Origin of the sequence: Andreprevotia lacus DSM 23236 (assembly GCF_900176275.1) — a bacterium.
Lineage (GTDB): Bacteria > Pseudomonadota > Gammaproteobacteria > Burkholderiales > Chitinibacteraceae > Andreprevotia > Andreprevotia lacus.
Window position 1 is genome coordinate 25,561 of sequence record NZ_FWXD01000031.1, and the last position, 13,802, is coordinate 39,362.

General features: G+C 63.1%; 18 protein-coding genes. 7 read left to right on the top strand and 11 right to left on the bottom strand.

Annotated elements, in window-relative coordinates; all coding sequences use genetic code 11:
* Positions 1-42: 42 nt before the first annotated feature.
* Complete coding sequence (locus B9A19_RS18475; protein WP_084092639.1) at positions 43-450, top strand: hypothetical protein; 408 nt, start codon at positions 43-45, stop codon at positions 448-450.
* Positions 451-494: 44 nt separating this feature from the next.
* On the opposite strand, the gene B9A19_RS18480 is transcribed toward B9A19_RS18475, so the two are convergent.
* Together B9A19_RS18480 and recQ are read right to left on the bottom strand one after the other, a co-directional pair.
* The gene (locus tag B9A19_RS18480) at positions 495-974 is read right to left on the bottom strand and encodes a DUF2846 domain-containing protein (protein WP_084092640.1); all 480 of its coding nucleotides are present in this window, start codon (positions 972-974) and stop codon (positions 495-497) included.
* A 139-nt stretch (positions 975-1,113) separates the two neighbouring features.
* A complete protein-coding gene (recQ, locus tag B9A19_RS18485; RefSeq protein WP_084092641.1) occupies positions 1,114-2,904 on the bottom strand; it encodes a DNA helicase RecQ in 1,791 nt (596 codons plus the stop codon).
* A gap of 110 nt (positions 2,905-3,014) precedes the next feature.
* On the opposite strand from recQ, the gene B9A19_RS18490 reads away from it, so the two are divergent.
* The gene (locus B9A19_RS18490; protein WP_084092642.1) at positions 3,015-3,362 is read left to right on the top strand and encodes a tetratricopeptide repeat protein; all 348 of its coding nucleotides are present in this window, start codon (positions 3,015-3,017) and stop codon (positions 3,360-3,362) included.
* Between the two features lie 7 nt (positions 3,363-3,369).
* Here the strand turns inward: B9A19_RS18490 and B9A19_RS18495 are convergent, their stop codons facing one another.
* The 3 genes from B9A19_RS18495 to B9A19_RS18505 are packed head-to-tail and all read right to left on the bottom strand — an operon-like array spanning position 3,370 to position 4,990.
* Positions 3,370-3,567, bottom strand: a complete 198-nt coding sequence (locus tag B9A19_RS18495; protein WP_084092643.1) for a helix-turn-helix transcriptional regulator — start codon at positions 3,565-3,567, stop codon at positions 3,370-3,372.
* Positions 3,564-4,595, bottom strand: coding sequence for an NAD-dependent epimerase/dehydratase family protein (locus B9A19_RS18500; protein ID WP_084092644.1), 1,032 nt, complete (start codon positions 4,593-4,595; stop codon positions 3,564-3,566). Before B9A19_RS18500 ends, B9A19_RS18495 begins: the two co-directional genes overlap by 4 nt.
* Positions 4,592-4,990, bottom strand: a complete 399-nt coding sequence (locus tag B9A19_RS18505) for a hypothetical protein (RefSeq protein WP_084092645.1) — start codon at positions 4,988-4,990, stop codon at positions 4,592-4,594. The genes B9A19_RS18500 and B9A19_RS18505 overlap by 4 nt, the downstream gene beginning before the upstream one ends.
* A gap of 224 nt (positions 4,991-5,214) precedes the next feature.
* On the opposite strand from B9A19_RS18505, the gene B9A19_RS18510 reads away from it, so the two are divergent.
* Positions 5,215-5,901, top strand: coding sequence for a helix-turn-helix transcriptional regulator (locus B9A19_RS18510; protein WP_084092646.1), 687 nt, complete (start codon positions 5,215-5,217; stop codon positions 5,899-5,901).
* A gap of 6 nt (positions 5,902-5,907) precedes the next feature.
* Here B9A19_RS18510 and soxR read toward each other — a convergent pair whose 3' ends face one another.
* A complete protein-coding gene (gene soxR, locus B9A19_RS18515; RefSeq protein ID WP_084092647.1) occupies positions 5,908-6,387 on the bottom strand; it encodes a redox-sensitive transcriptional activator SoxR in 480 nt (159 codons plus the stop codon).
* A gap of 87 nt (positions 6,388-6,474) precedes the next feature.
* On the opposite strand from soxR, the gene B9A19_RS18520 reads away from it, so the two are divergent.
* From B9A19_RS18520 to B9A19_RS18530, 3 genes are all read left to right on the top strand, one after another.
* Positions 6,475-6,819, top strand: coding sequence for a hypothetical protein (locus B9A19_RS18520; RefSeq protein WP_084092648.1), 345 nt, complete (start codon positions 6,475-6,477; stop codon positions 6,817-6,819).
* A gap of 271 nt (positions 6,820-7,090) precedes the next feature.
* Positions 7,091-7,510, top strand: a complete 420-nt coding sequence (locus tag B9A19_RS18525) for an SRPBCC family protein (RefSeq protein WP_084092649.1) — start codon at positions 7,091-7,093, stop codon at positions 7,508-7,510.
* The gene (locus tag B9A19_RS18530) at positions 7,507-7,959 is read left to right on the top strand and encodes an EVE domain-containing protein (protein ID WP_084092650.1); all 453 of its coding nucleotides are present in this window, start codon (positions 7,507-7,509) and stop codon (positions 7,957-7,959) included. The genes B9A19_RS18525 and B9A19_RS18530 overlap by 4 nt, the downstream gene beginning before the upstream one ends.
* Here B9A19_RS18530 and B9A19_RS18535 read toward each other — a convergent pair.
* Genes B9A19_RS18535 through B9A19_RS18550 form a run of 4 tightly spaced genes read right to left on the bottom strand, consistent with a single transcriptional unit; the run spans position 7,944 to position 11,971 of the window.
* A complete protein-coding gene (locus B9A19_RS18535) occupies positions 7,944-8,246 on the bottom strand; it encodes a Dabb family protein (RefSeq protein WP_084092651.1) in 303 nt (100 codons plus the stop codon). The two genes, B9A19_RS18530 and B9A19_RS18535, sit on opposite strands and share 16 nt — an antisense overlap.
* Before the next feature lie 25 nt (positions 8,247-8,271).
* Positions 8,272-8,913 (bottom strand): alanyl-tRNA editing protein, encoded by a 642-nt coding sequence (locus B9A19_RS18540; RefSeq protein ID WP_084092652.1) that lies wholly within the window; start codon positions 8,911-8,913, stop codon positions 8,272-8,274.
* On the bottom strand, positions 8,910-9,704 hold the full coding sequence (locus B9A19_RS18545) for an MOSC domain-containing protein (RefSeq protein ID WP_084092653.1): 795 nt from the start codon (positions 9,702-9,704) through the stop codon (positions 8,910-8,912). The genes B9A19_RS18540 and B9A19_RS18545 overlap by 4 nt, the downstream gene beginning before the upstream one ends.
* The gene (locus B9A19_RS18550; RefSeq protein WP_176217016.1) at positions 9,701-11,971 is read right to left on the bottom strand and encodes a DNA internalization-related competence protein ComEC/Rec2; all 2,271 of its coding nucleotides are present in this window, start codon (positions 11,969-11,971) and stop codon (positions 9,701-9,703) included. Before B9A19_RS18550 ends, B9A19_RS18545 begins: the two co-directional genes overlap by 4 nt.
* A gap of 225 nt (positions 11,972-12,196) precedes the next feature.
* Here B9A19_RS18550 and B9A19_RS18555 point away from each other — a divergent pair, with 225 nt between their 5' ends.
* Positions 12,197-13,255, top strand: coding sequence for a hypothetical protein (locus B9A19_RS18555; RefSeq protein ID WP_139798973.1), 1,059 nt, complete (start codon positions 12,197-12,199; stop codon positions 13,253-13,255).
* A 245-nt stretch (positions 13,256-13,500) separates the two neighbouring features.
* Here B9A19_RS18555 and B9A19_RS18560 read toward each other — a convergent pair.
* Positions 13,501-13,802 (bottom strand): integrase core domain-containing protein (locus B9A19_RS18560; protein ID WP_139798974.1); only part of this gene is annotated, 302 nt, incomplete at its 5' end.

Here is a 13,802-nt window from a genome sequence, read left to right on the forward strand (position 1 = left end):
ACTGAAAACCGCATGGCCCGCCATGCCGAAGGATTGCAAACAATGAAAAAACTGCTTGTATTGCTGCTGGGCCTGACCCTGCAACTGGCCTACGCCGAAGACGCGCCGCTGCCGTTCGATGATCCGTCCAGCGCTGCGCCTGCCGCACACCGCCAGCATGCCCAGGCGCAGGGCGCCACCCGTGCGCACGCCAGCTCCGGCAAGCACCACGCCGGCAAGGCAGCCCGCCACGGCAAACGCGCTGGCAAGCATGTGGCCAAACGTGGCCGCAAGGCCAGTACCATGAGCAAGCCGCGTAGCCATGTCCATGCCGGTAGCGCTGTTGCGCGACCTGCACCGAAGATGGCCGCCCGCAAGACTGTGCGCAAGTCGCACGTGGTCAAGCGTGCCCCGGCCAGCAAGGGTGCCAAGCCGGCGCCCAAGGCTAGGCACGTACGCAAGCACAAATAAAAAACGGGGGCGATGCCCCCGTTTTTGCTGACCGGCTTGCCGGCTTATTTGCTGGCGATGCCGGTGGCCTGTGGCAACGGGCTATCAATAAGCTTGCATTCCTGCACGCCCTTCTGGCCGGTTTGTGCATCAACGGTTTGCAGTTTGGAACGTGCCGACAGGACGCCCATCTTCACTTCCTGCCAAACGTAGTAGTTGGCGCCTGCTTCGACATTCAACTGCAGTTTGGAAGTGTCTTCGGTTTCCGACAGGATTTCGTGCTGGCCCGGCTCTACTTCGAATGCGAAGTAGGTCTTGGATGCAGTCTTGCCAGCCAGCTTGCCATCCAGCGCTACCGGCATGGTGACCGCTGCACCGAATGTCTCGTTGCGATAGACATAAATGTTGGCTTTGCCCGGCTGAACCTTGAATTCCTTGGCGGCCTTGTCGGCAGATTCTTTTGCTGCGGGTACGCTGGCGCAACCCGAAAACAGTGCGATGGCACAGGCAGCGGCAAGTGCGCTCAACCATTTGATATTTTTCATGCTTATCCCTGATGGTAAATAGTCAGGCCGGTATGAAAACCGGCCCGACGCGATCGTATACGATCACTGTCAGGTTGGCGATACAGACATTTGCTTTGGCGACAGGTGGTTACAAAATCGCGAGGGGCAAAAAGGGGGGCTACAGCTTGGCAATCTCGGCCAGAAAATCCGCGCCATACTTTTCCAGCTTGCGGTCGCCCACGCCGGAGATGCGTGAGAACTCGTACTCGTCGCCCGGGCGCAGCCGCACCATCTCGCGCAGGGTGGCGTCGCCAAATATCACGTAGGCCGGCACGTTTTGCTCGTCGGCCAATTGCTTGCGCAATTTGCGCAGCGCCTGCCACAAGGATTCGTCGGCCGGGTTGTCGAAACCGGTTTCCCTGGCCTTGTAGGCAAATTTCTCGGTGCGAGCGCGCAGGAACAGCGGCGCTTCGCCGCGCAGATAGGGTCGCGCGCTGTCAGTGAGAGCCAGCCCGCCGTGGCCATCGGGGCTCATGCGCAGCGCGCCGCGCGCCACCAGTTGGCGGTATACCGCACGCCAGGTGGCTTCGTCGGTGTCCTTGCCGATGCCGAAAGTGCTGATCTTGTCGTGAAAATGCTGGCGCACCTTGTCGTTCAGCTTGCCCTGCAACACATCGACCAGATGGCCGACGCCAAAACGGTTGCCGGTGCGGAACACGCAGGACAGCGCCTTTTGCGCCGCCTCGGTCTGCTCGATCAGTTGCGGCGGGTTCAGACAGTTGTCGCAATTGCCGCAGGGCTGGCTGGCTTCGCCAAAGTAGCCCAGCAGCGTCTGGCGGCGGCAGTCGGTGGCCTCCACATAGCCCAGCATCGCTTCGAGCTTGCGGCGCTCGACCAGCTTTTGCTGCTCGGATGCGCCGGATGATTCGATCATCTCGGACAGCAGCATCACGTCGTTCAGGCCGTAAGTCAGCCATGCGCTGGCCGGCAGACCGTCACGGCCGCCACGGCCGGTTTCCTGGTAGTAGTTCTCGATGCTCTTGGGCAGATCCAGATGCGCGACAAAGCGCACGTCCGGCTTGTCGATGCCCATGCCGAAGGCGATGGTTGCCACCATCACTACGCCTTCGTCACGGATGAAAATCTGCTGGTGTTTGGCACGCGTGCTGGCGTCCAGCCCGGCATGATAGGGCAGCGCGCGGATTTCCTTCTCGCGCAGCCACGCAGCGGTGTCCTCCACCTTCTTGCGCGACAGGCAGTAAACGATGCCCGAATCGCCCTCGTGCGAGCGGCGGATGAATTGCAGCAATTGCTCGCGGCCGCTTTTCTTCTCGATGATGGTGTAGCGCAGGTTGGGGCGGTCGAAGCTCGATACGAACTGGCGCGCATCCTCCAGCCGCAGCCGCTGCACCATTTCCTCGCGCGTGGCGTGGTCGGCGGTGGCGGTGAGCGCAATGCGCGGAATGCCGGGGAACATCTCGGCCAGCAGGCCCAGTTGCAGGTATTCCGGGCGGAAATCGTGGCCCCATTGCGAGACGCAATGCGCCTCGTCGATGGCGAACAAGGCGATCTTCGTGCATTGCAGCAGTTGCACAAAGCGCGGCGTCACCAGTCGTTCGGGGGCGACGTAGATCATCTGCAGATCGCCGGCGACAAAGGCTTGCTCCACCTGCCGCGCTTCGTCGCTGCTCAAGGTGGAATTGAGAAAGGCCGCTGCCACGCCCAGTTCCTTGAGTGCATCGACCTGATCCTGCATCAGCGCGATCAGTGGCGACACTACCACGCCGCAGCCATCGCGCAGCAAGGATGGAATCTGGTAGCACAGCGATTTGCCGCCGCCGGTGGGCATCAGCACCAGCGCATCGCCGCCGCCGGCCACCTGATCGACGATGGCCGCCTGCTCGCCACGGAAAGCGTGGTAACCGAAAACGTGTTCGAGGACGTGCAGGGCAGTGCGTTGATCTGGCATGCGGCGATTTTACCCGTTTGCCGTCACGCCCGCCCGGCGCTTTGTCGGAGCGCTTGAAAAATGGCGGTCTGCAGCGATCTGCTTATTGAGCGCAACGTCAGGATCATGCGATGAATCCCAAACAAATCGAAGCCCTCAGCGCCATGCTGGCCAAGGGGCAGGACAACGCGCTGCTGCGCTTTGGCCTGGGTCAGGCGCTGCTGGGCAATGAGCAAGCGGCCGACGCGGTGCCACACCTGCAAGCCGCAGTAGCGCATGATCCGAATTACTCGGCGGCGTGGAAGCTGCTGGGCAAGGCACTGGCCGCCAGTGGCGATGCGCAGGCCGCCATGGATGCATACCAGCGCGGCATCACCGTGGCCGAAGCCAAGGGGGATTTGCAGGCGGTGAAAGAGATGCAGGTGTTCCTCAAGCGCTTGCAACGCGAGCTGCCGCCGGCGCCCCAGGCCGGGCGATAGTCCCTGTTCAGCCTTCCTCGGCGTCGAAGATCGCCTCAATCGGCGCATCCAGCACCCGTGCCAGCTTGAAAGCCAGCGGCAGGCTGGGGTCGAAGCGGCCGCTTTCGATCGAAATCACCGTTTGCCGGCTGACACCCAGCAACTTGGCCAGCGCTTGCTGGGTCAGCTCGCGTTGCTGGCGCAGCGCCTTGATGTGGTTTTTCATGCCGCCTCCAGCAAGCCGTCATCAAGCAACTGGCGGGCATGGTCGCAGAGCGTGTCGGTGGCGGGGCGGTATACGGGCAGCAGCTCGCGCAGGCTGCGGCTGGCATTGCAAGGCAGCGGGTGGCCGACATTGCGAGCGACATAACGGCGCGGCATGCCTATCCAGGGGCCAAGCAGCCAGATCAGCGCTTTGGGCAAGGTGCGGGTGGGTTGCCGGTCGCGCCATGCAGCAGGCAGATAGCCGCGCAGTACGGCGGCCATGTCGATCAGGCGCATGCTCTGTGCCACCAGCAGATAGCGGTCATGTGCGGTGGGCCGTGTGGCGGCAAGCACATGCGCCAGCGCCACGTCGCGCACATCCACGATGCCCAGGCTCAGATCAGGCACGCCGGCTTTGAACTGGCCGCGCAGGAAATCGCGCACCATCTGCACGCTGGTGGCATCGGTGCGCTGCGACAGCGACGGGCCGAAAATGGCGCCAGGGTGCAGGGTGACCAGCGACCACTGCGTTTGCGCTGCCGCCATCTCGCGGGCGACTGCTTCTGCCTGCTGCTTGGAGAGCGCATAGGGCGCATCGCGCAGCGCGTGCTGGCTGTGGCCGGTTTCGTCGATGGGGACGGACAGGCTGCGCGCGTCGTTGTACAGCGTGACGATGCTGCTGGTGACCACCACACGCCGCACCGTAGGGCAGCGGCTGGCGGCGGCCAGCACGTTGCGCGTGCCCTCGATCGCCGGCGCCAGCAGCGTCTGCGCCGGGTTGCGATCTGCGTGCAGAAAGTAGGGCGATGCGGCATGGATCACGGCATCGCAGCCTTGCATCGGGGCGTCGAAGTCTGCGGTGGCGCACAGGTCGGCCGCGTATAGATGCAGGCGGCCGGAGTGTTGCCGGGCGAGGGCGTACAGGGGCGGCAGTTTGCCGGCATCGTGCAGGTCACGCACCGTGGCGTGCACCTCGTGGCCGTGATCGAGCAAGGTGCGGACGATCCACGTGCCCAGATAACCGGCGCCGCCGGTGACCATGATTTTCATGCTTCACCCCGCGCGTGAAACGGCCAGTCGGCCACCATCAAGCCGATACCCCACAGCGCCAGCAGGGCGGCAAAGGTCCATAGCTGGTTGAACAGTGGCACATAGCCGAGCGCCTGCAGGCTACCCACTCCGGCTGAGGCCACCGCACCGCTGGCCAGTGCAGCTACGCAGGCGCGTGCGTTGATCCACTGGTGCAGCTCATCCATGCGCTGCAGGCGGCGTTGCGCCCACGGCAACAGGGCCAGCCACGCCAGCGATAGTCCGGCGGCCAGCCAGGGGCGCAGCTCAGCGGGCAGCCCGGCCAGCGGTGCGAAGCCGGCAGCGCCAGCCAGCAAGGTGATGAGCAACAGCCCGGTGATGACGCGGAGCAGGTAGAGCAGACGTGCGACAAGCATGGTTAGCCCTTGCTGAAGTAAAGTTTGCTTTACATTATGCGCTCCGGCAAAAGATGTAAAGTACGTTTTACATTTGGCGCATTGGGCTGCAGGGTGGGTGCGGCAGATGGCAAGCATGGCTACCCGGTGCAACGACGCTGGCAATGGGGGCGGAACGCCGACCGGTGCAGGGGTGACCATGCGCACAGCCTGCAAGGTTTTGCCCGCCGCTTTACACTGGGCGCATGTCCCGTGCTGCCCGATTACTTGATCTGATCCAGTGCCTGCGCCGCCATCGCCGGCCGGTGACGGCTGCCGCATTGGCGGACGAGCTGGAAGTCTCGGTGCGCACGCTGTACCGCGATATCCAGACCCTGATTGCGCAAGGCGCGCCGATCCAGGGCGAGGCGGGCATCGGCTATGTGCTGCGGCCGGGCTTTTTGCTGCCGCCGCTGATGTTTGGCGACGATGAAATCGAGGCGCTGGTGCTGGGCGCACGCATGGTGATGCGCGATGGCGACCCCGCACTGGCCCGCGCCGCGCAGGACGCACTGGCCAAGATCGTCGGTGTGCTGCCTGTTGATTTGCGCGAGCGCGTCGATGCCACCGGGCTGATCGCCGCACCAGTGGCCGATCCCGGTCTGGCACTGCTGGGCGCGTTGCGCATGGCAATCCGCAACGAGCACAAGCTGCAGATCCGCTATCGTGATGGTGCAGGGCAGGGCAGCCTGCGCATCGTCTGGCCGCTGGCGCTGGCCTTTTTCGACCGCGTGCGCGTGCTGGTGGCATGGTGCGAGCTGCGGCAGGATTTCCGCAGCTTCCGCACCGACCGCATTGCCGAGCTGAGTGCGCTGGACGAGCGCTACCCGCAGCGCCGCCGTGTCTTGCTCAAGCGCTGGCGCGAGCGTGAGAAGGTGGCAGACCCGAGCTGATTACGCTCATTCATCCGCCAGTTGCCGTGCCACCCACAACCGCTGTGGCCCGCTGCCTTGCTGGCTCAGCTCGTCATATGGATTGCGCAGCCGGCAGCGATCTATCGACAAACAGCCACAGCCTATGCAGTCATCCAGCGTATCGCGCAGCTTCTGCAGCTGCTCGATGCGCGCATCCAGATCGGCCCGCCATGCCGCAGACAGCCGCTCCCAGTCGGCGCGGTCGGGCGCTGCGGTGGCAGGCAGTCCGGCCAGCGCGGCGGCGATCTGCACCAGCGGTATGCCCACACGCTGCGCAACGCGGATGAAGGCCACGCGGCGCAGCACATCGCGGCTGTAACGGCGCTGGTTGCCGCTACTGCGGCTACTGCTGATCAAGCCCTTGCGCTCATAGAAATGCAGTGCTGAAACCGCCACGCCACTGCGCTGCGCCACTTCGCCCACCGTCAGCGTGGTGGCAATGCCGGCTTGCTCCAGAAAATTCATGCGCGCCCCTGTTGACCTCAACTTAAGTTGAGATTCTAGACTGCCTGCAATGCCAGCACCCGGCTGGTTTTATCCAGGAGCCGTGCCATGTCCGTTGTTCTTGCTGCCCCCATCGTTGCCGATACCGCCCTGTTCCGTATCGACCGCTTCATCGTACCTGCCGCTGCGCTGGCGGCCTTCAGTGCCCGCGTGCATCGCATCGACCGCATGGTGCGCGAGCTGCCCGGCTGCAAGCGCAATCTGGTGCTGACTCAAGCATTGGAGAACGGCAATGTACGTGTGCTGACTCTGGTGGAGTGGGCCGATGAAGCCACGCTCCATCACGCCAAGGCGCAGATACAGCAGCGCTATGCCGCCGAAGGTTTCGATCCTCAGGCATTCATGAACGAGCTGGGTGTGGAGGCAGAATTCGGCACCTATCGCAATGCGTGAACGAAAGGGGGCGGGGTCAAAGCTATCTCGTGCCGCTGGCGAGCGCGGCGAGGCTCCCTCGCGACGGCGAGGGCGGGGGGCGTGGAATAAAGCGGGGGGAGCGTCGCTGTCTCGCCTGTAGCAACCGGTTAGAACCCGGCTTTGCCGGGGGCTTGATACCGGTTCATTTGCTGCTGCTGCCGAGCAAGAAGAGGCGCTCACACTACTGACAAAAATTGACACTACCCTGCAGTAATCTGGCTACATCAACGACGCAACGATGGAGCCAGCCATGTACCGCTATCAGATCGAAACCCAAGTCAGCGCCACCCCGGCACAGTTGTTTGCCGCCAAGCTCAATATTGCCGACTGGCCGCGCTGGGATCAGGGGCTCGAGGCCACCGGCATTGACGTGCCGGTGCAGGAGGGTGCGGCGTTCTGGCTGCGGCCGCAGGGCGGGCCGACGGTACGCATGCTGATCGAAACCTTGATCGCGCCGCACTGCTTCAGCGATGTGGCCGTGCTGATGGGGGCACGCCTGCGCACCCGCTCCGAGTTCATCGCCAACGCGCAGGGCACCTTGGTGCGTGAAACGCTGGAATGCTGGGGGCCGCTGGCCTGGTTGTGGAACCGCCTGCTGGTGCGCAAGCTGGCAGCCGGCGCGGCCGATGAGATCCGTACCTTTGCCGGCTACGTGGTGGCACAGTCATGAACGCGCCGCGCTGGTGGATTGCCGTGGCCAGTGCCAATCATGCTGCACGGGGCGTGCAGGGTGGCTATATGCAGGTATGCCATGGCAAGGTGGCGCCGCTGCGGCGGCTGGTGAACGGTGACGTGGTGATCTACTACGCGCCGGGTGAGGAAATGGGTGGGGGTGCGCCGTGCCAGAGTTTTGTCTCCATCGGCACGGTCTGCAACGATGCGCCATACCCGTTCGACATGGGCGGTGGCTTCGTGCCCCACCGGCGCGACGTGGCCTATTGGCCGGCGCAACGTGCCGCAATACGCCCGTTGCTGGAGCAACTGGCGTTCACGCGCGGCAGGCGTAACTGGGGCTATGCCTTCCGCTTTGGCTTGCTGGAAATCAGTGCCGAGGATGGCATGACCATTGCCGCCGCGATGGGGGCTGAGCCGCCTGTGGCGCTTCAGCTCACCCAGTAATCAACGATGACCGCCTTGGCCAGCAGCGGGTTCACATGCTCCACAAACGCCGTGTGTACCGGGTGCACCAGATAGGCATCGCGTCCTGCTTCGCTGAAAAAGCTCAGCGTAAAGGCGTGGGTCAACCCATCGTTGAGTGGCTCGGGGCTGACGTTCTCGCCATGCTCGAACGCGGCGATGCCGGGGATTGCACCGGGCAGCGCACAAAATGCCTGCACGGCCGAGGCAATGTCGGCGCCAGCCACGCCGGGCTTGAATGCAAACAGCACGATATGACGCAACAGCATGGCGATCTCCAGGGGTAGAGCAGGTTCAGGCGGCTACGGTGATTTCAATGCGCTCCTTGCCCTTGCCGACATTCTTGCGCTTGAGGGCTATGCTGCCGATTTCACCGGTGTGGCGCAAATGCGTGCCGCCGCACGGTACCCGCGCCAGTGCCGGAATCTGCCAGTAGCGGCGCTCGCCCGCTTCGTCGCTGAAGGCGCTCTCGATGGCGTAATCGGCGATGACGATGGCATTGGCCTGTTCGGTCAGTGCCGGCAGCAGCGGCGTGACGGGCGTATCGAGCAAAAAATCGATGCGCGCCTTGTCGGCCGCGATGTGTGCGCCAACCTTGACCACGCCGGGCAAGGCAGCACAGACCAGCTCCAGCACGATCTCGGCGGCAAAGTGCAGCCGCATCAGTGCATGGCGGCGCGGCCAGTCGATCTGCATGGTGACAGCATCACCTGGCTGCAAGTCATGCCCGGCCGGCAGGGTGTAATGGATGGCTTTGCCATCCTTGCGTGCGGCCAGCACCGGCCACTGGTTGAACTGGCCGGCATCGCTTTCCTGCCCGCCCGATTCGGCGTAGAAAATCGTAGCGGCGACTTGTACCACGTCGCCATTCACCGCTGTAATGGTGGTGGCAAGCTCGGTGCGGTAGGGGGCATCCCAGAACGCTTTGTGCGTCATGCTGTTTCCAGCACTTCCACCGCCATGCCAGGCTCCAGCCGGCCGGCGTTTTCGGCAATCACGTTCTGGCCGAACAGCACGCCGCCTTCACCCTTGCGCCGTTTTGCCAAGGTGCGCAGCGGTTCCTGATCGGCCGATTTTTCGCCGGTCTCCGGGTCCAGCGTGGTGAATACACAGCGCTCACACGGCTTCACCAGCCGGAATGTCACCTCGCCGATGCGGATGCGGGTCCAGCCATCCTCGGCGAACGCCTCGGCCCCGCTCACCACCAGATTGGGGCGGAAACGTGCCATGGCCATGTCGCGGCCCACCCATTCGGACAGCTGCAGCCGCGATGCCTCACCAATCAGCAACAGCGGATAGCCATCGGCAAACGACAGCGGCACGTCCGGGTAGCGCCGCACGCGACGCTGGGTGTCGCCGGTATGGATCAGATGCACAGGCCGGCCCAGCTGGGCGGACAGCCACGCATCCGCCTCGGCAGCGCCGCGCCAGGCGGCAAAGCCGTCCTTCCACACCTGCACCGGCAGCTTGTGGGTGAACTCGGCACGTTCGGCACGGCACTGGCTGCCGTCGGCGCTGCGCAAGGTCAGGCCGGTGTCGTCCGGTGTGGCGTGCAGCGTAACGAGCTGCGGCAGCTCGCGGCCGGTGATGAAGCGTCCATCGGCATCGGCCAGCATCCAGGCGCGGTCGTCGGGCAGGCCGAGCGGGCTGATGTCGCTGTGTGGCAAGGTCTGGCCATGCATGGATTTGACGGGGTAGCGGTACAGCGTGCTCAGCGTGGCGGTCATGGCGTTCCTGCGGCTGGTACGGCCAGCCAGTAGTGACGGCGGATATTTCGTTCAGTCGTGATTGTAACCTGATCGCCGACGTACAGCCGGATTGCGCCGCGCCGGTCGGTGCGCAGCGGCTGCGCGCCAACGGCTGCATAGCGTGCCAGCGTGTCCGGCTTGGGATGCCCGAAATGATTCAGATAGCCGGATGAGAACACCACCCAGCGTGGCTGCGTGGCGTCGATCAGCGCTTGCGTCGATGAGCGTGCGCTGCCGTGATGCGGCGCAATCACGATGCCATGCGGCAGCAGGCTGCCCGTGGCGGCAATGGCGGCTTCCTCGTTCGGGCCGATGTCGCCGGTGATCAGCAACGGCGGTGTGCCGGGGGCGGATATTTGCAGCACACAGCTATGCGCATTGTCGTCCCCTTGCAGGTCGGGAGGCGGCCACAGGATGGAGAAATCGACGCCATCACGCTGCCAGTGCTGGCCCTGTCGGCAAGCCATCTGCGGCACGGCCAGCTGACGGGCCGGATGCTCGGGCGGCAGGCTGCTCAACAGTTGCGCCGCATGCGCGCCCTTGAGCACATCCACCGCGCCACCGGCGTGGTCGTTATCGTTGTGCGAGACGATGACGGCATCGAGCTGCATCGCGCCCAGTGCACGCAAGGTGGGCAGCACATTGCGCTGGCCTGCGGGTGGTGGCCCGGTGTCGTACAGCAGCGCGTGGTGCCGCGTTTGCACCAGCACTGCCAGACCTTGACCGACGTCGATGGCAGTCACACGGTAGCGCACATCGGCGGCCTGCTGCGGCGCAAATGCCAATAGCGGCAGCAAGAACACCAGCCCGAGCAAACGCCCCGGCACACCGCGCGGCGCCAGCAGCAACAATACGCCCAGCAGCGCCGGCAACCATGCCCACGCGGGCGGGGAGGGCAAGGTAAGCATGCCACCCGGTACGCGCTCGCACCATTGCAGAAACCAGTCGGTCAGCGCGAACAGCCGTTCGGCGCCGCGCAGCGCCAGATCGGTCGGGTCGGCCAGCCCCAGCAATGCCAGCGGCGTCACCAGCATGCTCACCAGCGGGATCGCCACCGCATTGGCCAGCGGCGAGGTCAGCGGCATTTGCTGGAACAGGATGATCAACAGTGGAAAGGACGCCAGTGTGGCCGCCCATTGCGTACCGACCCAGCCCTGCCAGCGCGGCCCTTCGCCCAGCCGCGCACTGCCGGCCCACAACAAGCCGCCGACGGTGAGGAAGGACAACCAGAAGCCGATCGACAGTGCGGCAAACGGGTCGAACACCATCACCGCCGTCAGCGCAGCCAGCCACAAGGTCACGGTGCTGACGGGCCTCTGCTGCCACAAGCCCCAGGCGGCAATCGCTAGCATCAGCAAGGTGCGCTGCGTGGGCGCGCTCATGCCGGCGAGCAGGCTGTAAACCAGGGCCGTGATCACCCCGGCGATCAGCGCTGCGCGTGGTGCACCAAAGCGCGCGGCCACCGGGTTGCGCCGCCAGCCCCAGCGCACCAGCGCTGCCACCAGCCCGGCCAGCAGGGTGATATGCAGGCCGGAGATGGAAATCAGGTGCGTGATGCCGGTGGCGGCATAGCGCTGCCATTGCTCATTGGGGATGCCGCCTTGGTCGCCCACCGTCAGCGCGACGATCACGCCGCGATAGGGCGCTTGCGGCAGTGCGGCCAGGATGCGACCGCGCAGCACTTCGCGGGCGCGGTTGATGCTGGCCTGCCAGGCAAAGCCCGGCTGCAGGCTGCCGCTTTGTACCGTTGCCGTCGCGCCGATATCTTGCTGCAGCAGCCATGCTTCCAGGTCGAAGCCACCGGGGTTGAGGTTGCCGTGCACCTGTTTTGGCTTGAGCTGCAAACGCCAGCGCTCGCCCACATGCAATGCTGGTGGTTTGCCATACCAACTGGCCTGAACCGTGGCGGGCAGGTGCTGGCCCGCGTCGGGCGCAAAGCTGAAACGGATGCCAAAGCGCGTAGTCTGCGGCAGGTCGGCAATATAGCCATTGACCTGCACCGGCTGGTTTTCCAGCACCGGGTCCAGCCGGTCTGCCATGCGCCAGCCGGCGCGCAGATCGGCATAGCCAAATCCAAGTGTGAATAGGGCAATGACGGCCAGCCAGCGCCAGCGTGGCCAACGCCACCCAGGCAACAGCAAGCAGCAAGCTCCCGCCAGCCATGGGCCGACAGCGGGTAATGCTGGCTGGTTCTGCAGCACGCAGATACCGGCCACAAAGGCGAGCAGCGAGAGCAATTGGGGCACGCTGCAGCATAGCGCGAACCCACGCATTTTTAACGCGACTTGCTTGGATGTGGAGGTGCGCGCCTTAGTTAAAAATCGAACAAATTTTGTAAGTTTTTTTGGTTTTGATGTGGAAAATTTCTTGATAAAAATATAATGTTAAACTAATTTTTTGTAAGGCTTTTGCGGGTGACGAGGAATCGAGCCTTCTATCGAGCCACTTTCCATCACTTTATGAGTCGAAAATTGAAGATGATCTTGAAGCGAAAAAAACAGGCCAGTGTTGCTGTTGTTGTGTCGTGTCTGTGCGGGATCGCCTATGCGTTTACCGGAGGCTATCTGGAACTGAATGACCTGACCTTGGGTAGCGGGCCAGGTTCGGTGACTGGACAAACATCGTTGTTGACGGACGACGATCTGAGCACGTCTTTGACGCTGCCACCTTATGGCATGGCTTACTACCGCTTTAATCAAGGTGTGCAGATCGATTCATTTCAAATCAAGGCGACAGCCAATGTGTACGTAAAGTATTACGACGCCAACAACAATGCCATGGCGGATTCCTCCAGTACCGGGGGTGACATTACCGGGGCAAGTAAAATCAATCTGGTGTACTCGCGCAGCGGGGTGTACACGGTCGCGCTGTACAACAACAGCAGCCAGCCGCTGACTGTTTACGAGTTCGATGTGTTTGGCCCCAATTCGCCCAATCCGCGCGTCAATTGCGATTGGGGGGGATACCTGGCCAGAAAGAACATGTCGATTGGCTACACCAACTATTCCGTGCTGGACAGCACTCCCTTGCTGACTGATGGCGATAAGAAGCAACCCTATCAGTTTGCACCTTATATGATGGGCTACTACACCTTTGTGTCGCCAGTGACCATCAATGCGTTTCAGGTCAAATCCTCAGCCGATATCTACGTGAAGTACTATGATGCGGCGGGCAATGCCATGGCCGATTCGTCAAGCATTGGCGGCGATATTTCCGGAACCAGCAGGCAGGTATTGGGGCGTGCTCGCAATGGTGTATCTACGGTTGCGGTTTACAACAATTCATCCAGCCCAAACTCGATATATGAATTTGAAGTATTTGGCCCCTCACCAGTAGGCGGCGTTCAGACCTGCACGCAGGTTACCCCGGTTCCTACTGCGACGCCTGTTCCGACAGCAACCCCAATCCCGACAGCGACACCGGCTCCAACAGCCACGCCTACGCCACTGCCGACAGTTACTCCAACTCCAACTGAAATACCGATGGCTACCCCAACGCCAGTACCAACGGTCACTCCGACACGCAAGTGATCGGCATTGCCGGTGGCGTGCGGTGTTCAAGCGATATCGCCGCTGTCGCGAAGTAGCCATGCCGCAGCTCGAAAAGCCCGCAGCATCTGCTGGGGGCTTTTCGTCATCGAGGCATGGAGTGAGATGAGGCTGCAGGCGGGAGGTGGCGAAGACCATCGTGTACCAATGTGGCATTTGGGCCGTGGTGTTTCGATATTGCCATTCACTGCACACGGGCAAACCACAAGTGCTTTGCCGGGTGGCGTCTAGCTGTGAAGAGTCAAGACGTTGTTTCCTGCGAGTGGGAGACGGGACGCTGGCGTCTTGCAAGCAATCCCATGATGTTGCCGATGCCAGTTGTAGAAATGCGTCCATACGGGCAGGGCCGCCCGGCGTTGCGTCGAGTTCGAATAGGCACACCCATACGCCCATTCGCGCAGGGCTGATTGGATAAAGCGCTCCGCCTTGCCATTGGTCTGCGGCCGGTAGGCCCGCGTGAAGCGCTGGCGGATACCCAACGCTGCGCAGGCATCCCCGAAGGCGTGCGAGTGGAACGCCGGTCCATTGT